Annotated in this window: 23 protein-coding genes; 19 read left to right on the forward strand and 4 right to left on the reverse strand. The window is 54.6% G+C overall.

Annotated elements, in window-relative coordinates; all coding sequences use genetic code 11:
- Positions 1–153 precede the first annotated feature (153 nt).
- The 6 genes from DQX05_RS14620 to DQX05_RS33170 all read left to right on the forward strand — a co-directional run bounded on the left by DQX05_RS14620 (position 154) and on the right by DQX05_RS33170 (position 5,932).
- Positions 154–693 carry a hypothetical protein gene (locus tag DQX05_RS14620; RefSeq protein WP_147385189.1) on the forward strand — a complete coding sequence of 180 codons (540 nt, stop codon included), beginning with the start codon at positions 154–156 and terminating at the stop codon, positions 691–693.
- Position 694: 1 nt separating this feature from the next.
- Positions 695–1,735 (forward strand): phosphotransferase enzyme family protein, encoded by a 1,041-nt coding sequence (locus tag DQX05_RS14625; RefSeq protein WP_119794308.1) that lies wholly within the window; start codon positions 695–697, stop codon positions 1,733–1,735.
- Between the two features lie 107 nt (positions 1,736–1,842).
- Positions 1,843–2,478, forward strand: a complete 636-nt coding sequence (locus tag DQX05_RS14630; protein WP_119794309.1) for a GNAT family N-acetyltransferase — start codon at positions 1,843–1,845, stop codon at positions 2,476–2,478.
- Positions 2,479–2,629: 151 nt separating this feature from the next.
- Positions 2,630–3,274 carry a GTP pyrophosphokinase gene (locus DQX05_RS14635; protein WP_119794310.1) on the forward strand — a complete coding sequence of 215 codons (645 nt, stop codon included), beginning with the start codon at positions 2,630–2,632 and terminating at the stop codon, positions 3,272–3,274.
- 111 nt (positions 3,275–3,385) lie between these two features.
- Complete coding sequence (locus DQX05_RS14640; protein WP_259392002.1) at positions 3,386–4,981, forward strand: S-layer homology domain-containing protein; 1,596 nt, start codon at positions 3,386–3,388, stop codon at positions 4,979–4,981.
- Between the two features lie 693 nt (positions 4,982–5,674).
- Positions 5,675–5,932 carry a transposase gene (locus tag DQX05_RS33170; RefSeq protein WP_182914755.1) on the forward strand — a complete coding sequence of 86 codons (258 nt, stop codon included), beginning with the start codon at positions 5,675–5,677 and terminating at the stop codon, positions 5,930–5,932.
- 253 nt (positions 5,933–6,185) lie between these two features.
- On the opposite strand, the gene DQX05_RS14650 is transcribed toward DQX05_RS33170, so the two are convergent.
- Positions 6,186–7,913 carry a methyl-accepting chemotaxis protein gene (locus tag DQX05_RS14650; protein ID WP_119794312.1) on the reverse strand — a complete coding sequence of 576 codons (1,728 nt, stop codon included), beginning with the start codon at positions 7,911–7,913 and terminating at the stop codon, positions 6,186–6,188.
- 377 nt (positions 7,914–8,290) lie between these two features.
- Between DQX05_RS14650 and DQX05_RS14655 the strand changes: the two genes are divergently transcribed.
- Positions 8,291–8,737, forward strand: a complete 447-nt coding sequence (locus DQX05_RS14655) for a MarR family transcriptional regulator (RefSeq protein ID WP_119794313.1) — start codon at positions 8,291–8,293, stop codon at positions 8,735–8,737.
- Between the two features lie 131 nt (positions 8,738–8,868).
- Positions 8,869–9,735: a YitT family protein gene (locus tag DQX05_RS14660; RefSeq protein WP_119794314.1), complete on the forward strand. Its 867-nt coding sequence runs from the start codon at positions 8,869–8,871 to the stop codon at positions 9,733–9,735.
- 66 nt (positions 9,736–9,801) lie between these two features.
- Here the strand turns inward: DQX05_RS14660 and DQX05_RS14665 are convergent, their stop codons facing one another.
- Positions 9,802–10,320 carry a helix-turn-helix domain-containing protein gene (locus tag DQX05_RS14665; RefSeq protein WP_119794315.1) on the reverse strand — a complete coding sequence of 173 codons (519 nt, stop codon included), beginning with the start codon at positions 10,318–10,320 and terminating at the stop codon, positions 9,802–9,804.
- Between the two features lie 455 nt (positions 10,321–10,775).
- Between DQX05_RS14665 and DQX05_RS14670 the strand changes: the two genes are divergently transcribed.
- Positions 10,776–10,982 (forward strand): exonuclease, encoded by a 207-nt coding sequence (locus DQX05_RS14670; RefSeq protein WP_119794316.1) that lies wholly within the window; start codon positions 10,776–10,778, stop codon positions 10,980–10,982.
- A gap of 186 nt (positions 10,983–11,168) precedes the next feature.
- Here the strand turns inward: DQX05_RS14670 and DQX05_RS14675 are convergent, their stop codons facing one another.
- Positions 11,169–12,053, reverse strand: a complete 885-nt coding sequence (locus tag DQX05_RS14675) for a helix-turn-helix transcriptional regulator (protein ID WP_119794317.1) — start codon at positions 12,051–12,053, stop codon at positions 11,169–11,171.
- Between the two features lie 162 nt (positions 12,054–12,215).
- On the opposite strand from DQX05_RS14675, the gene DQX05_RS14680 reads away from it, so the two are divergent.
- The 10 genes from DQX05_RS14680 (at position 12,216) to abc-f (ending at position 20,739) form a co-directional block, all read left to right on the forward strand.
- Entirely contained in the window at positions 12,216–13,598 is a 1,383-nt protein-coding gene (locus DQX05_RS14680) for an MATE family efflux transporter (protein ID WP_119794318.1), read from the forward strand.
- A 185-nt stretch (positions 13,599–13,783) separates the two neighbouring features.
- On the forward strand, positions 13,784–14,293 hold the full coding sequence (locus DQX05_RS14685) for a GNAT family N-acetyltransferase (protein ID WP_119794319.1): 510 nt from the start codon (positions 13,784–13,786) through the stop codon (positions 14,291–14,293).
- Positions 14,294–14,434: 141 nt separating this feature from the next.
- On the forward strand, positions 14,435–14,653 hold the full coding sequence (locus DQX05_RS14690; RefSeq protein ID WP_119794320.1) for a hypothetical protein: 219 nt from the start codon (positions 14,435–14,437) through the stop codon (positions 14,651–14,653).
- Between the two features lie 251 nt (positions 14,654–14,904).
- On the forward strand, positions 14,905–15,888 hold the full coding sequence (locus DQX05_RS14695; protein ID WP_119794321.1) for a phosphotransferase enzyme family protein: 984 nt from the start codon (positions 14,905–14,907) through the stop codon (positions 15,886–15,888).
- 203 nt (positions 15,889–16,091) lie between these two features.
- A complete protein-coding gene (locus tag DQX05_RS14700; RefSeq protein ID WP_182914756.1) occupies positions 16,092–16,526 on the forward strand; it encodes a hypothetical protein in 435 nt (144 codons plus the stop codon).
- 30 nt (positions 16,527–16,556) lie between these two features.
- A complete protein-coding gene (locus tag DQX05_RS14705; protein WP_119794322.1) occupies positions 16,557–16,742 on the forward strand; it encodes a hypothetical protein in 186 nt (61 codons plus the stop codon).
- Between the two features lie 40 nt (positions 16,743–16,782).
- On the forward strand, positions 16,783–17,097 hold the full coding sequence (locus DQX05_RS14710) for a hypothetical protein (protein ID WP_119794323.1): 315 nt from the start codon (positions 16,783–16,785) through the stop codon (positions 17,095–17,097).
- 196 nt (positions 17,098–17,293) lie between these two features.
- Complete coding sequence (locus tag DQX05_RS14715; protein ID WP_119794324.1) at positions 17,294–18,409, forward strand: MerR family transcriptional regulator; 1,116 nt, start codon at positions 17,294–17,296, stop codon at positions 18,407–18,409.
- A gap of 136 nt (positions 18,410–18,545) precedes the next feature.
- Positions 18,546–18,698: an RAxF-45 family protein gene (locus DQX05_RS30810; protein WP_182914757.1), complete on the forward strand. Its 153-nt coding sequence runs from the start codon at positions 18,546–18,548 to the stop codon at positions 18,696–18,698.
- Positions 18,699–18,795: 97 nt separating this feature from the next.
- Positions 18,796–20,739, forward strand: a complete 1,944-nt coding sequence (gene abc-f, locus DQX05_RS14720) for a ribosomal protection-like ABC-F family protein (protein ID WP_119794325.1) — start codon at positions 18,796–18,798, stop codon at positions 20,737–20,739.
- A gap of 72 nt (positions 20,740–20,811) precedes the next feature.
- On the opposite strand, the gene DQX05_RS14725 is transcribed toward abc-f, so the two are convergent.
- Positions 20,812–20,946 carry a DinB family protein gene (locus DQX05_RS14725; protein ID WP_182914758.1) on the reverse strand — a complete coding sequence of 45 codons (135 nt, stop codon included), beginning with the start codon at positions 20,944–20,946 and terminating at the stop codon, positions 20,812–20,814.
- Positions 20,947–21,242: the final 296 nt, after the last annotated feature.

The raw sequence follows: 21,242 nt of genomic DNA on the forward strand, positions 1-21,242 counted from the left end.
AGCGTATATTTCATACATATGTCATAGGAACAAAAGCGACATGTACACTCGTGTATTTTTAAGGATGATATTCCTTTTCCGCTATTGACTACCTATTTTTCGAGAGCGAATGAATATATTACATCAGAGTCTGCATGTAGAGAGGTGACATCATTGAAGGAGTACCGTTTGCCCGACCATGCTGAAAAAATAGGAAGCGGACAGCAAGGGACGGTGTACCGGATTGCGGCTGATCGATGCGTCAAAATCTATGCCAAGGCGCGGTACGCCGAACTGGAACGTGAAGCATACTGCCGGGCAAAGGGCTCGCCGATTCTGCCGGAGCTCTATGAGGCCGGAGCGGATTATATCATTATGGAATACTTGGACGGGGAGACGATGCAGTCCCGGTTGCGCCGCACAGGCCGCCTGACTAGAGATGATGCGGTACAGATTCTGGATACCCTTGACGAGATGAAAAAGAGGAAGTTTACCCGCATCGACCTTGCCTTGTTCCATCTATTTTTCTATCGGGACGGCAAGATGAAACTTATTGACTTGGTTCATGCCTACACCCGTTCTTGCTCCGTTCCCTTCGTATTGGCAGGGGGGCTCAGAAGAATGAAACTGCTGGACTCGTTCCTTGAGCATGTCGAGGTCCTCGACTCGGAACGGCTGCGCGATTGGGATGAATTGATCAAAAGGAGTGGTTGAAATGGGGGCATCCCTCGATATCGGTGTGAACGATGCTTTCCGAACCACTGTGGAACGGGTTTGCCGTCACTTTTCGTTAGGCGATCTGCTGGGGGAAGCGATCAGACTTCGGGGCTCTTTTAATGTCAATGTCAAAATCAGGACGACGACAGGAAGCTACGTCATTCGCTTTGCCAATTCTTCGGTTCGTGAGGAACATCTTCAATACGTATCCAGCTTGCTGGATGCCTTGCCGCAGGAAGAGATTCCCGTGCTGCGGCCGTTACAGGATGAGCAGGGAGCCAGCATCATTTATGATGAGGGTCAGCGAATTCAAGTGACCCCATTTGTACGGGGGAGAAGCTTCCAATGCCGGGAACAGCAAGTGCGGGCGAGTGCAGGCATGCTGCGGAAGTTCCACCGTCTGCTGCGGGATATGAAGCCGGGGCCAGTTCCGGAATGGTCATTTTATCGTTCGACCGATTATTTATCCGATACGTTCCGTCACCTTCGATCGCTGCCGGCAATCCCGGCCGAGGAGTTGTCCCGCGCGTCCTATTTTCTGGAGCGGATTGTACAGCAATATGATGAAGCCGAACCGATGCTGCCTCATTCGATTATTCATGGCGATTGGCATTTTTGGAATCAGCGGTATCTGGTCAACGATGTCAATTGCGTGATGGACTTCGATTTCGTGCAGCATGGCGTCCGATTGTTCGACGTGGCCTATGCGCTATGGGTCATCTATTTGCTGCTCCCGCAATATGCGGAGACGTTCGATGCCGCCTTTGTATCAGGCTATGGGGAGCTGACCGACGAAGAGATTCGCGCTCTTCCTGCTGCGCTCTCTCGGGTAAGCTTGTTCTTCCTCTGCCAGGCGGCTTATGAGACCGATCCGGCAGCGAAATGGAGGCGGCAGTTCAAGCGGCAAATGCCTTTTCTGGAATGGATGCAGGGGGAGGGAGGCCGCCGCGTCAGCGAGCTGGCGCGTTCGGCAAGAGGGAAATCGCTTGATTGCTCAGGGGATGAGCTGAGAACGGAAGGACACATCGGAAGCGGTTGAATCGCTCTTGCAGCCCGAAGCATAAAAAACAAGCGGCGTAAACATCGCCTCCGCATGCAATTCCATCAACTTATGGGCGGCAGGCTTGCTGTTGTGCAAATATCAACATGCGGCTTCTCACGATCAACGAGCCCTGGCCCGGCCAGCCCCCTGCGCCCCGGTTCTTCCTGGGACGGACCATCGAGGGTGGTTCGGCTCTCTGCCGGATTCGGCATGATGTCCCGGAGAAGCTTGTCGCGCAACTGAAGGAATTATGCGCCGACGAACCGATCATCCGGGACTGTCGCACGAAGCCGCGACATTTTGAGACGTATATGAGCCTTTTTCACGGTGAACGCTTCACGATGGGGCCTTGTTATCTTATTCCTGACATCGTGCCGACCGGGGAGATCGTCCGCATTACGCGAGCAAATAGCACCGAATTGCTGCACGGAGGCTTCGAATGGCTGACCTCGGAAGTAGATTATGCACAGCCCTGCATAGCGCTCGTGCGCGATAACAGGGCGGTCTCGATCTGCCGCAGCGTTCGCATCGCATCCGGGGCGCATGAAGCGGGACTGGAGACTTTGGATAACTATCGTGGAAGGGGATACGCCGTTGCCGTTGTTGCCGGCTGGGCACAGGCGGTGCGGGAGATGGACGCTTTGCCGTTATACAGCACATGGGGAGAGAATCAGTCATCCCAGCGTATGGCCCGAAAATTAGCTTTATCCTTCTATGGAGTTAGTTTTACCATCATTTGACCTCATTCCGCGTTTGTAGCCGCTGACCTTTCAACCGCCTCCCAGGGCGGTTTTTTTCGTTCATAAGGTCCGGCCGGGCGGGCGATTTGAAAATCGAATCCGTGTAGCGTAAGCTGAAATATATAGGGCTAACAGCAATGGAGGAACCAGCATGAATATGATGATTGGACGCTTTGAAATACTGGAAGCACTGCAGAAGCATTGGGGCGGGTTTTTCCGTCAATATCAAATGGCGCTAAATGAGCTGAAAAGCGATTTCCAGATCATTGATTTGGAATGGAAGACAAGGCACGGATATTCCCCCATCGAGCATATCAAGGGTAGAATTAAGGATCCACTGTCTCTGATCAAAAAGATGGAACGAAAAAACATCCCGTTCAATCAGCAGGTCGTGCAGGAGCAGATTCGGGATATCGCCGGCCTTCGCATCGTGACGACGTTCATCGATGACGTCTACATGATGAAGGAGCATATTGAACAGCGGGAGGACATTCGCGTTGTTCAGATCAAAGACTATATCCAAAACCCGAAGCCAAGCGGGTATATGAGCTTGCATTTGGTCGTTCAGACTCAGGTGATTCTGTCGGAAGGCGTATTGTGGATTCCGGCGGAGATTCAGCTGCGGACGTCATCCATGGATTTCTGGGCGGCGACGGAGCATAAGCTCAACTACAAGTACCAAGGGGGAGACATCCCCGATGAAGCGAAAGTACAATTGAAGGCGCTGGCGCAGTCATCCTTTCAGATGGATCGGCAGATGTCGCTGCTGCGCAATCAATTACTTACTTCTTCATAAAATACCAATATTTTAATAATACCAATATTTTAGCATCTACGGATTTTGTCTTTTTTGCTAGGATGAGGATGAGCATAGTCTATCATCTCTAGCAAAGGAGGAACATCCGAATTGAGTTTACGACGCAAATTCATTGTTGTGGCGACTGCGGCCGCCATGTTGATTACAGGAAGCTTGGCCTTGGGAGAATCGAAGAGCGCCCCGCTGCCCTTCGATGACATCGAGGGTCTCTATGGCCAGGACGATATTGTCGCTCTCTATAACCAAGGCATTGTGACCGGCTTCGGCGACCGGACCTATGAACCGGAGAAACCGGTGACACGCGCTGAGTTCATCTCGATGGTGAACCGTCTGCTCAAGGTGCAGCCCGTGGCCAGCGAAATTCCCGCATTCGATGATGTGCAGCCCAAGGCGTGGTACTACGGTGCGGTGCAGGCGGGATTGCTGCTCCAGCTGGTGGATGGAACGGGAGCGCGTTCCTATGAGCCGCAGCGGCCGGTAACCCGGCAAGAAGCGGCGGCTATCATGATGCGGACGTTCAAGCAACCGAAGGAGTCGGCTGCCGGTTGGCCGTCTTACGAGGACGCGTCTCTCATCGCGGAATGGGCGGTTCCGTATGTCGGCATGATGCAGCAGCAGAATCTGATGAACGGAGATGGAGGCAAGTTCCGCCCGAACGATCCATTGACCCGCCAAGAAACGGCTGTCGTACTGCATCGCGCCCTTCAGCAGCCGGATTGGGCGAATGCGTTGGAAGCGGCTCCACCGCAACGCATTGAGCTGGGGTGGCAGTATGGATTGACGACGCAGCAGTACATAGCCCAAGTTGCTTCTTCGTCTGTCAACACATTGTCGCCACGTTGGTATTTTCTTGATTCTTCCCAGACGGTCTCTGATCATACCGATAGGACGCTCATCGATTGGGCGAAGCAGAATGGCAAGCAGATCTGGGCGTTGGTGGGCAACGGGTTCAATGCGGAGCTGACGCATCAAGTGCTCACTGATCCGGCACGGAAGAACGCCGTCATATCGAAGCTAACGGGCTATGTCAAGCAGTATGGGCTCGATGGCTTGAATCTCGATTTTGAAAATGTGTATCCGAAGGACCGGGAAGCGCTCACCTCCTTCGTCACCGAGCTGGCTGACGAGCTGCGTCGGCTGGGGGCGGTGCTGTCTGTTGACGTGTCTCCGGATCTGGGGACCGATTGGACTGCCGCCTTCGATTATGCGGCCTTGGGAGAGGCGGCGGATTACATTGTGCTAATGGGATATGACGAGCATTGGGATGGTGCCCCGACGGCCGGTTCGGTATCGTCACTGCCGTGGGTGCAGCGCGCATTGGAAAAGCTGCTGCAGTCGGTTCCTTCGGACAAGGTGATTGCCGGGCTTCCCTTCTATACGAGAGAGTGGAGCGTGCAGGGGGAGAAGCTATCTTCCCGCGACTTGACCTTGATCGAACAAGGAGAGCTGCTTCGTTCACGCACGACAAGATGGGACGGGAAGACGGCTCAGTATGTGGCGGACTTCACGGCCGGCGGCGTTCGGCATCTGGTCTGGGCGGAGGAGAGCCGTTCCCTCGCCGCGAAATATGCGATGGCGGCGAAGCATGATATCGCCGGCTTCGCCTACTGGTATGCGGGGGCCGAGACCGATGATATTTGGGATGCGCTGGAGAATGCGTGGAGATACAATTCACTTTCGTTCTAGCGCGGCAGGAGCGATCTGCCCGACACAACAACAGGGGTGTCTCGGAAGTCTCATAGGCATTGCAAAATGACCGGAGTCGGCGGTTAAGGGCACCGGGTCAACAGCGAATGTTGAGGCGAAATAAACGGCGGCGGGCAAAGCGGCAGATAGTGGAGGATGCAGCGAAATCGGCAAATAGTGGAGGAGAGTAGGGAAATTGGCAAATGGTGGAGGATGCAGCCGAATCCTGCGATAATGCAGCAATTTGTGCCATTTAAGCCGTTATTTGATGAAGTTCCTGCAAAAGTACATTATTTTCATCGATTTTTGTCTTTTATCCATTGAATAGTCTGAAATTGATGCAGTTTTGCAGGATTCACTGCAACGGAGTACATGTCATAAAGGAAAGCTGCATATTTGCAGTTTTTCGGCAAGTCGAGCGTTGAAAATCAGGAAGGTTGTCTCACTGTAGCCCATATAATCCTTTCGGGACACCCCATTATTAGGTCATCCAGAGTTTTCTGGCTGGCCTTATTTTTTGGTCGTTTTATGATGGCGGTAGCCGGGAGAACGTGACAGCCCCTGAGGAAATGGAAATACCTCGTACACGTGAAACATATGAAGTCATCCTCGTCAATCCTTTGCACGTGCACCGAGCTAGAAGAACAGGACTACGGACAGTAAAAACCGATGAATCGGATTCGGATCCATAGCATGTGTGAGCACAAAGTTAGCCGCGCCGTTATTGTGGCAGAGATTGGAGACGCATCTCAGTTTAGCCATCCAAACCAAATCGTTGCGAAGGCGGGGCTAGCTCCAGGTGTTTTTCGTTCTGGAACGTTCACAGCTAGTGAAAATAAAATGACAAAAGCGTGGTTCCAAGCTGCTGAGAAAAGCTGCCAATTTAGCGGTAACGTGCGGACCATGTGGATTAAGAATAGGTTTAAAATCACGTCTTACAGAGTATTATGACAAGAAAAAGCGAAGGAAAGCCCCAAGCCCCATAATGCAGCCCGTGATCGCTTGTGCGAACAAGTTAGTGCATCACGTCTACGCCATGCTCAAAAAGGGCATTCCTTCACTTTCTAGACAAGCTCTTACCAGAAACCTCCAATACATGAAGGTTTATTTGGCATGCTGACTACAGTATTATAAAAGATCTCTCTATTCTAAAGTGCCCATTGACAAAGTATTAGCCGGTTTTTTTCATAGACACGGGATGCTTTTATAATTTGAATTGCTTCACGATAGCTTGCAATTCCTGGGACAGCTCCCTCAACTGCTCCGTGGAAGCGGAAATCGTCTGGACGGAAGCAAGCTGTGTTTCTGATGCCGACACGACCGTTTGCACCGTCTGAGATGCTTCTTCAGCGATCGAGGCCATTTCCTCAACCGAGGCCGAGATTTCTTCCGTTCCCGCCGACATTTCTTCAGTAGAAGCGGACGTTTCCTGCATTTCGAAGGTGACTTTTTGGACCGTATCCAAAATAGTCTCGAACGCCTGTCCGGCCTTGTCCACGATTTCCATACCGGATAAGACATCCTTCTGCACAAGCTGCATCGATTGTGTCGTCTGCTGCATGCTGCCCTGAATCTCGTCGATTAAGCTTGCGATTTGCTTCGCGGAATCCTCCGACTGCTCCGCTAATTTGCGCACTTCCATCGCAACCACGTTGAACCCTCTGCCGCTCTCTCCCGCTCTTGCCGCTTCGATGGATGCGTTCAAGGCAAGAAGATTGGTCTGGCTGGCGATATTGGAGATGACATCTATGATCTTCCCGATTTGCTCCGAGGATTCATTAAGCTGTCCAATGGCGGCCCCCGTCATCTTTACCGAATCATGAATGGCCTTCATTTGACTGACCGCCTCATTCAATATCGCATTGCCCTGCTCCGCCTGTCTGGATGAGTAACTGGACAATTCCGTTACGCTGGTTGCTCGATCGACAATCACTTCGATGCCTTTGGCCATTTCCTCGAGCGCGATTGCGTTTTCCTTGGACGCTGCCTGCTGGTTTTTGGATCCGGCGGCGACCTGCTCCATGGAAGCTGCGATTTGTTCGGTTGCGCTGGCCGTCTCCTTGGCGTTATCGGCTACGAGGCTCGAGCTTTCGTATAGAACCTGGGCCTGCTTATCTACCGTGCTCATAATCGCGGAGAGGCCGTCTATCATATGATTGAAATCTTCCATGACCTTTCCGACCTCATCCTTCGAATCATATGTACCACGGACCGTAAGATCGCCTTGCTGCGCTTTATTCATCAACAGCTGCATCTCCTTGAGCGGAGCGACAATAGCTTTAATGATGAACAGTCCCATTGCGATGCTCACAAGCAGGGATAGTCCGCCAATCAACAAGCTATTCATTATGGCGTTTTTCCCTAATTTTGTCGCCGTAGTCGCTTCCTGCTGCGCCAGATTCTGATTCCATTCAACCAGTTCCGTGAGCAGGTTTTGAAGCTCCGCGCGGGTCTCTCTCGCCTTATCATTATAATAAACGAAGGCTTCTGCATTTTTATTTTGCACACCCAGCCCGACCACGTTGGTAATATGCTGCTGATAAGTCGGCAATAACTTACTGTACTTATCGTATAACGTTTTTTCCGCTTCATGATTTAGGATAGCAGCATAGTTTTCCAGTAATTGTGTGTTATCTTTTTGGAAATTATCAATAGCTTCTGTCAGACGCTTATTGCCCTCCGCATCGTTATTGGCCATGAGCTCGAAGATAGCGGTATCCGTTGAGCGATTATTCACCTGAATTTGTTTCAGCCAGGTTATAGACTTCAGATTGTGGTTAAAAATAACCTCGGTGCTATTATTGATTTCACGAATGGAGCTATAGGAGAGAAGTGTGCTGATCCCTAATAACAACACGCCAATCCCAACCAAGATATAGATTTTAATCGCTGTTTTCAAATGCCGGAACCGAAATTGAAATCTCGTATTCATGTTGAACTCCGCCCTTTGTCATCCAAATTAGATTTCGATGCTTGTTAGTGATTATAAACCTATGTTTTGGCCCTGTGTGTGAGTTTTTTCCCCCCTGCTTTTGGAAAATGGTTAAACATCATTTGCTGGCAAGGGATCATGCATGAGCAAATGAGGTTATCATATTTATCGACAAAATTCGATATACTTTAGATAGATCTCTAAAATTTGCGTCATTTTTTTTGTAAAATTATTCAATTATTTAGTTGTAATTAGGCAAATATACCTACTTGACTCGCTGTTTTTCCTGCTTATATAATAATTAAATCATTTAATTAATTGACAGTTTAATTAATGAATCTTTTAATAAACCTGGTGCCGCCGGAAGGAGTGGAACGATGGAGCGCATGTCATTGTGGGTGGATCGTTATGAACAGGCGATGACGGTCTTGGCACGGACGCTATGGCATGACATGACGAACGTGAAGGATGTGGGGTTGACAGTTGCGCAGTACTCGCTGCTGAACGTCATTGAGCGGCGGGGACCGGGCAAGGTGTCCATGCTCGCCGAACAATTAGGCGTGACCTCAAGCGCGGTTACCGTGATGATCGATCGGCTGCTCGACAGTGGGCTTGTCGACCGTTATTCCGATAAGTCCGATCGGCGGGTCGTGCTCGTTTCCATTACCGAAGCCGGCCTCCATCTGCTGCGGCAGGCGCAGGACAGGTCGAGGCGGACGCTGACGGCCTATTTGTCCTTGCTGGAAGAGGATGAGCTGGAGCAGCTGGTCCAGCTGAGTGAGAAGCTGGCAGCGAAATCGCTCGTGTATAAAGGCGGGGAATAAAGGGAGGCTGCCGGTCACGCATGACAAGGCAGCAGGCCCGCACAGTGGCATTGCTCGTATACCTATCCTGGAATGGCCATTCTCTGGATGGGGATGATATACCGATTACTTTTATAGGTTGGAGGAGATTTATGACTCGCACTCATAAGAAATCAAAGATGCTGGATCTTATCAAACGTGTTGTATTTATTACGATAGGTGCTGTCTTGATGGGCGTAGCCCTGGAGATGTTTCTAGTGCCTAACAACATTATTGATGGGGGAATAGCGGGGATATCGATTATTTTGTCCAAGACGACCTCGCTGAAGCTCGGACTGTTCCTGTTCCTTCTCAACGTGCCGTTCCTGATGCTTGGGTATAAGCAGATCGGCAAGACATTCGCCTTTTCGACCCTGTACGGCATCGCCGTTATGTCGCTGACGACCGCAATGCTCCATCATGTGGAGGCGTTCACGAACGAGAAGCTTCTTGCCGTTATGTTCGGCGGCATTATGCTCGGGGCGGGCGTCGGTCTCGTCATCCGCTTCGGCGGATCGCTGGATGGGACAGAAATTGTCTCGATCCTGATATCCAAAAAAATCAACGTTCCCGTCGGCCAGTTAATCATGATCTTCAACGTATTTATTTTCATCGTTGCCGGCTTCGTGTTCGGATGGGATTCGGCCATGTACTCCATTTTCACGTACTATATTGCCTTCAAGATGATCGATATCGTCGTCGAAGGCCTGAACGAATCCAAGTCGGTTACGATCATATCGTCGGAGTATGATGAAATATCGCAGGCCATTATCGACCGGCTTGGCCGCAACACGACGTTCATTTACGCCAAAGGCGGCTATATGCGCGAGGATACGCAAATGATCTATTGCGTGCTTACGCGTCTGGAAGTGGCGAAGATGAAGGCGATTGTGCAGGATATCGATCCGAAGGCCTTCATCGCCATCGAGACCGTATCGGATGTGCTGGGCGGCAATTTCAGCAAAGCGAATATTCATTAGAAAAAAGCGGCCCTTCCCGGATGAATGCGGGAGGGGCCGCTGCTGCTTCCGGACAAGCGCCGCATGTCAGCGCTCCTCCTCCTTCGGCGCATTCGAAGCGGATCGCCGGCCGGGGAACAGCACTTCCAGCATGGCAAGAGCGCGCTCCCGCTCCTCCCGGCTCATCGGCTGTCCATAATAATGGACAGGGGCGCTGCCGTTCAACACCTCCGTCAATTCGTAGAACGGCTTTTTCTCCTTGACGCTGCGAGGCGCAAGCTTGTTCCCGCCGGCACGGTAATTCCAGCCCGTACCGTCCGTCTGCATCGCCGGATGAGGCCGCTCCCCGTTCTCGTATTCGGGATCCGCAGGGTCTTCCTCCAGATCCATATACCCGGCGGCGCTCATCAGCCACTCGTATGGAACGGAATAGACCTGAGCCAGCTTCTTCAGCGTATCGGGCGTCGGCTTGCGTTCCTTGCCGGTGCGCGGGTCGCGTCCTTTTTCCAGACTGCTCAAATAGGTATGGCTGACTCCGGATTCACGCTCAATCTCCCGCAAAGAGCGCTTGCCCCGCAGCTCCTTCAATATCTTTCCGATGTTCATTTGGCATGACCTCCTTTCCCGTAATTTTTTTCGCGATTCACGACTTGCAAACAGCATACCATTGAGGTATAGTAATGGCAAGCGGCGCTATCCCTGGATACCATGCGTGTGGAGTAAAGTCCCTTACACTCTCGGTCACCGGACAGATGCTTCTGTATGAGCCGAGACTGGCACGTGCAGAATCTTGAAGACACGGCATTTGCAGGGCAAAGTATGGCACTAAAGGTTCAAAGGGTCTCAAGGGATTGAAGGGATGGTTGGGATAGAGGGGATAGAAGGGCTCGCCCGGAAAGGTTAGGTTGCGTTCCCGCAGGGGAAGGAGGGGCGGAATGAAAAGCGCGGCGGAGAACGATTTGTTGAATGCTATTCATGAATAGCGTAGTCATGACACATACAGCTTGATCAAGACGGCAGAAGCGGAAAGCGTACAATGGATGAAGAAGGTGGGAAGAGAGATGAACATTCATCACTTGGTGCACTGCAGCCAGCTCAAGACCGGACTGCTGGAGATTGCCTGTCTGCTGGACGAAGACGAGCAGTACACGAGGCCGATGGCCGTCCGGGATTTGAAGAAGCTGATCGAGCAGGCCGTGCTGCTGGAGAATGCATGCCAGGGAGAAAAGTGTCCGGTATGCCATCGTATGCATGAATGCGGGCATTGAAGGGGGCCTGAGCGGCACAGACCCGATCGAGCAAGCGGAGCCGGACCGCCTACGGCTGGCTTGATGCGCTGCAGCGGCGGCCTGCCCGACAGACGGGCCGTCCGGCTGAGCTCGAGCGGGGGCTGAGCTCGTCCTGCCCGGCTGATCCGGCGCGAGAAGGCGCAGCCCCGTGCAGGCGCCAACTCCTTAATGGCAGAAAAATTGCTGCCGGTACCGGCGCGGCGACATGCCTTCATACCGGGAGAAGCAGGCGGCGAAGTAAGCCGCTTGACGGAAGCCGACCTCCTCGGCGATGCGCGAGATCGGCAGATCCGTCTGGTGCAGCAGCAGCTTCGCCTGCTCGATGCGGTAGCGGGTCAAATATTCGATCGGGGAGCAGCCGAACTGCTTCTGCATGCAGCGGGCGATATAGACGGGATGGAAATTCAGGCTGTCACCGAGGGATTGAGCCTTGATATCGTCCCGGTAATGGCGCCGCAAGTAAGCGGCTGCCCGCTCCGCGCATGCAGCGGCAGGGGACAGGTCGTTCTGGTCCGCCGAGCCCGACAGGAGGTGGAACAGGTGCTGGAACAGCATCTGTTCCTTCCAGGGGGTATTCGGCTCGGGAATCCCCTCCCGCAGATCCTGAAGCTGGAGCAGGACTTCCCGCACCCGATCCGGCTGCAGCGGCTTGCCGAACTGCGGCAAGGCCACGAGGAATGGCCGCGGGGCAAAAGACAACGGGGAGGCCACAGCCGCTTCGCCACCGTCGTATGCGGGGGAATGCGGGACCTCCCCAACAGCCTCCCACGCTCCTTCCGTCTGGAAATGCAGCCAGAAGTACGTTGTCGCCTCCATGCATTCCTTCGTCGCCCCGTGCGTCTGATCCGGCCGCAATATAAGGACATGATCCGGACGGACCGCATATTCCCGCTCCTCCTCATACATATAGAGACAGCCTCCGGTCACGAACAGCATGTCGAATACTTCAATATTCCGGCGGCTGGCATGCTTCTGACCGGCCTCCATGATGCCGGAACCGCTGTAAATGTAATAGGGCAATGGCGGTAAAGTGAACTGCAGCGCTTTCATTGGAAGAGCCTCCTTTTTTCGAATTGAACAGGTTGGCATCTTGATAGTTCAAGTTGATATTGTGACACATCAAGATGAGTATACCATCTATAATGATTACGTTCTATCCGTCATTACAAGAGGATATGCAGCCAACATCAAGAGATAACGGAGGTTTCATTTGTGAAAAGAGAACGGAATCGGTATGCATTGGGAGTTCTGGCATGGCCGATTTTTATAGAATTGTTTTTGCAGTTTTTGCTAGGGGCGGCGGATACGCTGATGGTGAGCCGCATCTCGGATGATGCAGTCGCGGTTGTCGGCTTCTCCAACCAGCTGTTCCAGGCGCTCACGACCCTCTTCATGACGGTGGCGAGCGGAGCCGGCATCTTGATCGCGCAGAAGCTCGGATCGCGGAGGGAGGAGGAGGCGCGTTCCGTGGCGATCATGGCCGTGTCGGCGAGCGCGCTGATCGGGCTGGTGCTCAGCTTCGTGCTCTACGCGAAGCCGCGCGCGATCGCGGCGGTGCTGCAGCTGCCGGACAGCCTGCTGCCGTTGGCGGACACTTATATTTCGATTGTCGGCGGCGGCATGGTGCTAACGGCGCTCATGTCGACCCTCAGCACGGTGATTCGGAACACCGGCAATACGAAGGGGCCGATGATCATCGCGATCGGGATGAACGTTATCCATGTCGCCATGAACTACGGCTTCATCTTCGGCGCTTTCGGCTTCCCGCAGTGGGGGCTGGCCGGGGTCGCCCTGTCGACCGTCATCAGCCGGCTGCTGGCGACGGCGGTGCTGGCTTATGTGTTCGTCCAGTCGTTCGGACATCGCATCCGCCTGCGGGAGATGCTCGGCTTCGACGGGGCCCGCTTCAAGGAGATTCTGCATATCGGCTGGCCGCTCGGCGTCAACATGTCCTGCTGGGTATTCTCCCAGCTTATCATCTTCGCCTTCATCGCGATGCTGGGGCCGCAGGAGCTGGCGGCGCGGACGTACATGAATACGCTGGAATCGTTCTGCTTCCTGCTTGGATCATCGATCGCGATGGCGCTGCAGATTCAGGTCGCTCATCTGTTCGGGGCGGGCCGGACGGAGGAGGCCTACCAAGGGGCCTATCGCGCGCTCCTGTATGGATTACCGCTCGTGACGGTCAATGCGCTCGTGCTGCTGTTCGCGGGCCGGGCGCTGCTGGGGCTGTTCACGGCCGATCCGGAGATTGTGGCGCTCGGCGTCTCGCTGCTCGGGCTCAATCTGCTCTTGCAGCCCGGGAAGATGCTGAACATGGCGATGGGCAACGCCCTCAATGCGGTAGGCGACACCCGCTTCGTCATGCTGACGGCCATATTCTCGATGTGGCTGGTCGCCACGGGCTTGTCCTACATGATGGGCATTCACTGGGGCTGGGGGCTCGCCGGCATCTACGCCTGTATGATCGCGGATGAATACATTCGCGGCATTCTCGTGCTGTTCCGCTGGAAGGGGCGTCAATTCCTGAAGCGGACCGAAGCGGCAGACGCTAGCCAACCTCCGCTTCCGCGGGCACAGGCGGCAAAGGTGTGAGACCAATCCTGGAGCGACTCCAAGCGGATGATTGAATAAATCGTGACATCGATAGAGAGAGGCGCAGATGCGTCTCTTTTTCATTTCCAGCTTTCCGTGAAGCGAAGAGCTGGTATAATTACGGCATAGCTAGACGGGGCCGCGCAGCGCGGCCCGCCGATACGAACGCAGAGGAGAAACGGAGCATGATTAGAGAAGCGACTGAACAGGACTTGCCTGCCATTTTGGAGATTTACAACGATGCGATTATCCATTCTACTGCGGTCTACTCATACGAGCCGCAATCGCTCGAGCAGCGAATGGAGTGGTTCCAGCAGAAGCGCCAGGACAACCTTCCTGTTCTGGTCTATGAGGCAGAGAACCGGGTAATGGGCTTCGCCACCTTCGGCCCGTTCCGGGCCTGGCCGGCTTATCAATACACGATCGAGCATTCCGTCTACGTGCATAATGAATGCCGTCACTTCGGGGTCGGGTCCCAACTGCTGCGGGAACTTATCCGTATCGCAGCCGAGAGCGGATACAAGACGCTCGTCGCCGGCATTGACGAATCGAACCGGGGCAGCATTTCCTTGCATGAAAAGCTTGGCTTTACGTATGCCGGGACGATCCGGAACGCGGGATATAAATTCAATCAGTGGCTGAACCTGTGCTTCTACCAATACGAGCTGCCGGGACCGGATCAACCGGTGGAGTGAGGCGAATTGTACAGAAGGAGTGGATAGCCGAAAGGGGATTTTCCATGAATATTCATCTGCAGCCTATCACCGCCGGCAACTGGGAGGAATGCATCGCATTGAAGGTCGGTTCGGGATTATGGCAAGCGGGCATTGCAGCTTGTGCTGGATGAGATCGGAGCGCATCCGGACCGGATGGAGCATTGTCTGCTCGGCTATGATCCGAATAATGAAGCGGCCCGGCGGCTGTATGCCTCGGCCGGCTTCGTGGAGACCGGCATCTCGCCTTGGGGCGAGATGATGGCGAAGTATGATTTTCCCGGGCGCCTGTTGGACATGCAGAGACCAAGCAAGACGAATACCGAAGAAGCGGGCCGATGAGAGCAAAGGTATGCGGCATCCCTTTTCCCGATTGAAGAACGAAGAACGCTGTGGCGGCAACGCACATCGATCGGGTCTAGCTGACGGTACAGGAAATATATAGTACAATAATCAAGTTAGCGAGGAGCCGCTGTCGATCACGATCGGCTGGAATGGACAGGAAGAGAAGATTGAACTGACAAGCAAGCAGAAGTAGCGAGCATGATTCATGCCCTAGACCTCTTGCCTGCGCACAAGGGAGAGACGAGAAAGTGGGCCATCAAGCCATTGCGGCCGATGCGTTATCGCATTATGAGATACAATCGCCAATCATTGCGTTTATTCGCCATAATGAAAATTTGACCTATAAGATTACCGATCAGTCCGGCTCATCCTATCTGCTGCGGGTTCATAAGCCGGTTCATGCCGAGCTTCACGGCCTGGAGCATTCCAAGGCGGGCTTGACCGGGGAGATGGATCTGTTGCAGGCACTGGGCGAGAATACCGCCTTGAATGTGCAGAAGCCTGTCCGCAATCGCGAAGGAGAATTCGTCTCCCGGATCCCGGACGGGGAAGACTTCATTCACTGCACGCTGCTGCACTGGCTGGAAGGACGGGACTCGCAGCCGGATGACTTCGCATCGCGAGAAGCCGCTCTCCGCTACGGACGGCAGGTCGGCATGCTGCATCGGTTTACGAGCGGGTACAAGCCGGAACTGGCCATCAGCAGACCCGCTTACGCCGGAATTGCGGAGAACGAGGCGATGCTGGAGCGACTGACCTACGGCCGGGATCACGGCATATTTGCGCCGGGTGATTTCGGACTGATGAGTGAAGCCTTCCAGCTCATTAATGAGCGGCTTCGCCGCTACGAGCCGGAACCTGGCACATGGGGCCTCATCCATGCCGACATCAACCGGGCCAATGTCATTGTGACGGATCTGGGCTTTACCTTGATTGACTATTGCCTGTACGGCCACGGTTATTTTTTGTATGATGCGGCGGGCGGCGCGCTCAGCGTCCCATCCGATCGGCGGACGGATTTCATGGAAGGCTATGGGGCGGAATTTCCTTCGACCTGCGGCGATTCGCTGAAGCTGCTCGAAGGCTTCATGCTGCTGAATATTTTCGGCTACTATTCCTTCCATATGATGAACACCGCCGTTCATCCTTGGATGCGGGAGCGGCTGCCGTCTTTTTGCGCCAATATGGTGACTCCGTTTTTGGAAGAGCTGCCCATCTTCGCTTTGCTGTAATCTGGCGACTGTCTGCAGCCGTCCCGATCTATCGGGGCGGCTTTTTTCTTTCGCTGCGAATCTCGGGAAAAAACTCCGAATATGTCTATATTTGTAGAAGCATGGCAAGATTTTTCTGGTATAATGTTGAAAAAGTAGTTTCTCCCTAAATATTTTGTATGTTGCATCATTAATGGCGATAGTCGAGGAGAGATGAGAATGAGATGACTGTTCCCGGCGCAATGGAAGCGGCCGTCGATATGTTCCGGGACTACCCGGAGACTGCACTCGTGGTCGATACGGCGCGGCTCGATATATCGGGGCGGGTGCTTCCCGGGTTCGACCCTTATGCGTGGCTCGACGCACTGGCCCCCTATGTCTATCTCGTTCATTACAGCAATGTGCTTTACGAAGAGGAGAATTTCCAGAATCATTTGTCGGTCCTGCCTGAGCAGGATGGCGACAGCCGCTACGGAGACGCTTATGCGTCTTTGGAAGCGTTGGCAAGCCGCAATCCTGCGTTCCATGTGACCTTCGAGCATCGGGCCGATCTGGTGAGCGTGGAGGAACTGGACGCGATCTATGAGCGGGTCGCGCTATTGTTGACGTGCTCGACGGGGCATACTGACACTCCCTGTCGGAATAGAATGGAAATATGAAGAGCTATTTGGTGGAGGGAGGTGCCGAAGATGAGGTCTATCCGAAGTCTGCTGGCCGTCGTGTTGAATCTGATCGGAGAGCTGTGGATTGGCCCTTTTCGCAGGAACGGTTATTATGACAAGCATACCGCGCATCTGAGCAGGCCTGCCAATGCGGTGTTCTTGCTTGCTGTGCTGCTGTCTCTTATCGGGGTTGCGCTGCTGTATGCCCCGTAGCCTGAAATAAATACATATTATAAATAGGGAGAAAAAGTCTATGTGGGCGACCAATGCAAGTTGGGTTTGGCTACTCTTTTATTCGGTGTTCGGGATTAGTCTGGCGGCCAGTGCGTTCAGCCTGATTATCCGCAAACGGATCGGCATATCGGTTCTGCATATCGTTATTTTGGTGACGGGATTTATGGTATTTTTCCTGAATGCCATGGGTCGAAGCGAAGGCATGACGGAGCTGCATTATTTCTGGAAAAGCTTGAGGGAAGGCGCGTTATGGGCGATATACGTGCTGATTAGCGGCCTTTTTTCCATCTATTGGTGGTATGGATTCGTCATCTCCTACCGGGACAAGGGGTAGCGTCCGGACAGAATTCGGGCCCCGGCGGTGCTCACGCGGAGGATGCTCCGGTCGGATGGATGGACATACCGGAATCGGGGTTGGCAGAAGTGTTACTCGGTCTGAAGCGGCAAATGGAATGCCAGCGCGGTCTTGACTCTCACACCATGTTATACTTTACGATTAGGTTACCGGCCGGTGGAAGGAGTTAATCTAGATGCGCATCAGTGACCTGTCACGTCTGACGGGAGTCAGCATCCGTTCCTTACGTTATTACGAGGAGAAGGGATTGCTTGCTCCATCGCGTACCGACAGCGGATATCGGGTGTACGCGGAGGAAGACGTTGAACGTGTACGGCAGATTCAGTTCTATTTGCATATGGGGGTTCGTGCGGAGGAATTGGCCCGCTTGTTTCAGCAATGCGCCAGCTTTCCCGGCTATGGGGATCCGGCCTGCGCAGAGGAAGCGATTGCTTATTATGAGAGCAAGCTTCGCGACATCCGCCGCCAGAAGCAGCTTCTGGAGAAGGCGGAACAGGACATCCGCGGCATGCTGGCGCATTGGGCATCCGCCCGGACGTACGAGCCTGTTGGACAGAGGGGGATACAGCCTATGTTGAGGCTTGATCATGTGACTGTGGCTGTTCGCGATGTAGACGCGGCAGTCGAACAGATAAGCGGGACGACCGGAGCCTGGTTTACCGCCCCGGTGGAGGCATTTCCCGGCGCGCGGGCACAGGTCGCCTATTTCGGTGCCGGATTCCTTGAAGTGATCGCGATTGTGGATCCGGACAAGCTGCGGACGACGCAGCTAGGACGCGCCTTTGCGGAGTTCGCGGAGAGCCGGGAAGGCATCTTCGGCGTCTCGCTGGACATCACCGGCGGCATGGCCGCCTTCGTCGAGGAAGCGAAGAAGCGCGGCGTCGCTTACGTAGGGCCTTGGCGGCAGCAAGCTCCGTTAGAGGACGGCTCGTTCATCCCATTCGGCACGGCCTTCATCCGCCAGGATATGCCGTGGCTGATTGAATATGAACGGTCCCGGACATGGGACAGCCCGCTGAAGTTATGCGGAGTGGACGTGGCGTCCGCCGATCCGGCGGCCCAGGTGAGCCAATACCGTGAGGCGTACCGGCTGCCGGAGCCTGCATCCATCGGAGCATCCGCCTATGAATGGGAACTCGACCGCGGGATGATTCGCCTGTTGCCGCAGGAGAAGGGGCCGGCCGGCTTCGCGGCGGTTACGATTGCGGATGCGGAGCGGGAGTACCGGATTGGATTTACGCCGGAAGCGGGAATGGAGATTGCCGTATCCGGCTTGGAGACGAAGCGCTGATGCTTGCGGATGGAGGCTTGGCGGGACCCGGTGATGCATGTCCGTCAGGCAGTACTTTACTCCAACGTAGCTTTCGGGTATAATATGGAATAATTATGCTCTCATAGCAGGGCTTGAAGAGGAGGTGAGGTAGGAGATGAACCGCAACGTCGCAATGATCCGCATTAGCCAATTGCCTATGGCATTATTTGGCATTACCCATGCTGCAGTGGTCAACGGGATAGGTATGTCCATTTTTGTGAATACGAATGTGACGAATTGGCGTGAAGACTCTCCTGCCTTGACCTGAACGGGTATGATCTGGCATAAGGCTGCGGGGATGTTTCCCTGCAGTCTTTTTTTGTTCCGGTCCGGGGAGGAAGTGCGCCCGGAGGAGGACGTTGACCATGGTAATCAATTTGTGGCATGTGAAGAAATATTATGGGGCCGATCTGGTGCTCTCTGATGTGTCGTTCGAGATTGGGGAGTCGGAGAAGGTTGGCCTGATCGGACGGAACGGCACGGGCAAGACGACGATATTGCAGCTGCTGGACAGAGCATCGGCACCCGATGAGGGAGAGCTGTTCATCCGCAGAGGGGCGACGGTCGGCCTGCTCGCCCAGGTGCCGTCGGCTGGGGACGGGGCGACTGTCTATGATGTCCTGGCCGAAGGCTTTGAACAGGTGCGGTGCTGGGAACGCGAGATGAAGGAGATGGAGGCGAAGATGTCCGATCCTGCCGTCTGCGCGGATGAACGGGCCATGCAGCTCCTGCTGAACCAGTACGGACAGCTTATGGAACGGTTCGAGCAAGCGGGGGGCTATGAGATGGAGGCTTCGATTCGGCGGGTAGCCGCAGGCATGGGCATTGCCGCCGAGCAGTTCGGGCGGCCGTTCGCCTCGCTCTCGGGCGGAGAGAAGACGAAGGTGGGGCTGGCGGCCCTGCTGCTGAAGCGGCCGGACATCCTGTTGCTTGACGAGCCGACGAACCATCTGGATATGGCGGCGATCGAATGGCTGGAGGCGTTCCTCGAATCGTATCCCGGCGTCGTCGTGGTCGTGTCGCATGACCGGTATTTCCTTGATCGGGTCGTCGGCAAGATTATCGAGATCGAAGACGGAGAAGCCTTCGTCTACTATACGAATTATTCCGGCTACCAGAAGGAAAAAGAGGACCGTCTGCTCCAGCAATTTGCCGATTATCAGGAGCAGCAGAAGAAGATCAAAAAGATGCAGGAAACGATCAAGCAGCTGATCGAATGGGGCAACCGCGCCAATCCGCCGAATCCCGGCTTCCACCGCCGGGCCGCCTCGATGCAGAAGGCGCTGGACCGGATGGTCAAGATTAAGCGCCCGATTCTGGAACGGCGCGCGATGGACCTGACGCTGAAGCAGGAGGATCGCTCCGGCAAGCAGGTGATTGTGCTGGATCGCGTCTCCAAAGCGTTCGGCGAGCGGGAACTGCTGCGCGGGACGAGCGCGCTGCTGCTGTATGGCGATCGCGTCGCGTTGATGGGCGGCAACGGCGCGGGCAAGAGCACGCTGATGAAGATGATTATCGGCGAGATTCCTCACGACGAGGGCGAGATTCGGCTCGGTTCCCGCGTGGACATCGGCTATCTGGCCCAGGAGGAATCCCCGCCGGCGGAAGATTCCACCGTGCTGCGTTATTTTTGCGACGCCTTGGCGATGGAGGAAGGGGAGGCGCGGGGCGAACTGGCCCGTTTCCTGTTCTACGGCTCTGACGTGTTCAAGCGGGTGTCCCAGCTGTCCGGCGGCGAATGGAGCCGGCTGCGCCTGGCGCTGCTGATGTACCGGAAGCCGAATCTGCTGCTTCTCGACGAGCCGACCAACCATTTGGACATCGACTCGCGGGAGGCGCTGGAGGAAGCCTTGGATTCGTTCCCCGGCACGCTGCTCGTCATCTCGCATGACCGCTATTTCATGAATCGCGTCGTGCAGAAGCTATGGATGCTGGAACAGGCGGAACTGACCGTCCATCTCGGCAATTATGAAGAATGCCGGGAGAAGCTGCAGGCGCTGCTGCAGCGTTCCGCTGCGGCGGAGATCCCGGCAGAGCCTGCCCGGCCGAAGAATGAGCCTAAGGCTGAGCCGATGCCGGCCGAACCGAAGGCAGGCTCCAAGCCTTCCGATCCGGCAAGGCGATGGGAGGAAGAGATTGCGGCAGCCGAGGAACGGCTGCGCCTGCTGGAGGAGGAGATGGCCCGGCTGTCCGCGAGCCCGGCAGAGGATGCGGAATGGCCCAATCTGCTGAGTGAGCAGGCCCGGCTGCGGCAGGAGCTGGATGAGCTGTACCGCGAGTGGATGGAAGCGGAAGAATCGTTAGGCTAATTACGCAGGAAGGATATCGGGCAACATGCAGAGTGGCTGGTCCCTCTGTCCCCGATATCCTTCCTTCTGTTTTTACAGTGGAAATGGAAGTTCTTGCACCCCGAGTATGCGGGCGTACACGAAGAGCTGTCCTTTGTGATGAATCTCGTGATCGATGATGAGCCAGACGAGTTTGCTGCGCGGCCCATCCAGATTCGGAAATGGCAAATGGTAGACTGCCTCCAGATCTTCGGCGGTCAAGGTCTTGAACAGTCGTCTTCGCTGTCCACTCTTGCACGATGCGGCGCAGTTCCTTCATCGACGGGCAATCGACGGTCTGCGGAATGCCGATGTGACCCTCTCCCGTCTTGGCCATCCTGATGAACATATCGGCGGAAGCGCCGATATGCTGAGCGAGCTCGCTTACCGTCATCGCCCCGTCCCACGGCGCGAAGCTGGCGTGATGGTCCGGAATGGCCAGCAACAGCTTTTGCAGTATCGTCCGCTGCTTCAGCCACGCCTCC

Source organism: Paenibacillus thiaminolyticus (genome assembly GCF_003591545.1).
GTDB lineage: Bacteria > Bacillota > Bacilli > Paenibacillales > Paenibacillaceae > Paenibacillus_B > Paenibacillus_B thiaminolyticus_A.

Excerpts from the sequence above, each read along its gene's own strand:
- DQX05_RS14650 (WP_119794312.1), bottom strand. The coding sequence starts at position 7,913 with ATGAATACGAGATTTCAATTTCGGTTCCGGCATTTGAAAACAGCGATT.
- DQX05_RS14635 (WP_119794310.1), top strand. The coding sequence starts at position 2,630 with ATGAATATGATGATTGGACGCTTTGAAATACTGGAAGCACTGCAGAAG.
- abc-f (WP_119794325.1), top strand. The coding sequence starts at position 18,796 with ATGGTAATCAATTTGTGGCATGTGAAGAAATATTATGGGGCCGATCTG.
- DQX05_RS14685 (WP_119794319.1), top strand. The coding sequence starts at position 13,784 with ATGATTAGAGAAGCGACTGAACAGGACTTGCCTGCCATTTTGGAGATT.
- DQX05_RS14675 (WP_119794317.1), bottom strand. The coding sequence starts at position 12,053 with ATGAAAGCGCTGCAGTTCACTTTACCGCCATTGCCCTATTACATTTAC.
- DQX05_RS14625 (WP_119794308.1), top strand. The coding sequence starts at position 695 with ATGGGGGCATCCCTCGATATCGGTGTGAACGATGCTTTCCGAACCACT.
- DQX05_RS33170 (WP_182914755.1), top strand. The coding sequence starts at position 5,675 with ATGTGTGAGCACAAAGTTAGCCGCGCCGTTATTGTGGCAGAGATTGGA.
- DQX05_RS14660 (WP_119794314.1), top strand. The coding sequence starts at position 8,869 with ATGACTCGCACTCATAAGAAATCAAAGATGCTGGATCTTATCAAACGT.
- DQX05_RS14705 (WP_119794322.1), top strand. The coding sequence starts at position 16,557 with ATGAGGTCTATCCGAAGTCTGCTGGCCGTCGTGTTGAATCTGATCGGA.
- DQX05_RS14630 (WP_119794309.1), top strand. The coding sequence starts at position 1,843 with ATGCGGCTTCTCACGATCAACGAGCCCTGGCCCGGCCAGCCCCCTGCG.
- DQX05_RS14715 (WP_119794324.1), top strand. The coding sequence starts at position 17,294 with ATGCGCATCAGTGACCTGTCACGTCTGACGGGAGTCAGCATCCGTTCC.
- DQX05_RS14670 (WP_119794316.1), top strand. The coding sequence starts at position 10,776 with ATGAACATTCATCACTTGGTGCACTGCAGCCAGCTCAAGACCGGACTG.
- DQX05_RS14665 (WP_119794315.1), bottom strand. The coding sequence starts at position 10,320 with ATGAACATCGGAAAGATATTGAAGGAGCTGCGGGGCAAGCGCTCTTTG.
- DQX05_RS14710 (WP_119794323.1), top strand. The coding sequence starts at position 16,783 with ATGTGGGCGACCAATGCAAGTTGGGTTTGGCTACTCTTTTATTCGGTG.
- DQX05_RS30810 (WP_182914757.1), top strand. The coding sequence starts at position 18,546 with ATGAACCGCAACGTCGCAATGATCCGCATTAGCCAATTGCCTATGGCA.
- DQX05_RS14655 (WP_119794313.1), top strand. The coding sequence starts at position 8,291 with ATGGAGCGCATGTCATTGTGGGTGGATCGTTATGAACAGGCGATGACG.
- DQX05_RS14700 (WP_182914756.1), top strand. The coding sequence starts at position 16,092 with ATGACTGTTCCCGGCGCAATGGAAGCGGCCGTCGATATGTTCCGGGAC.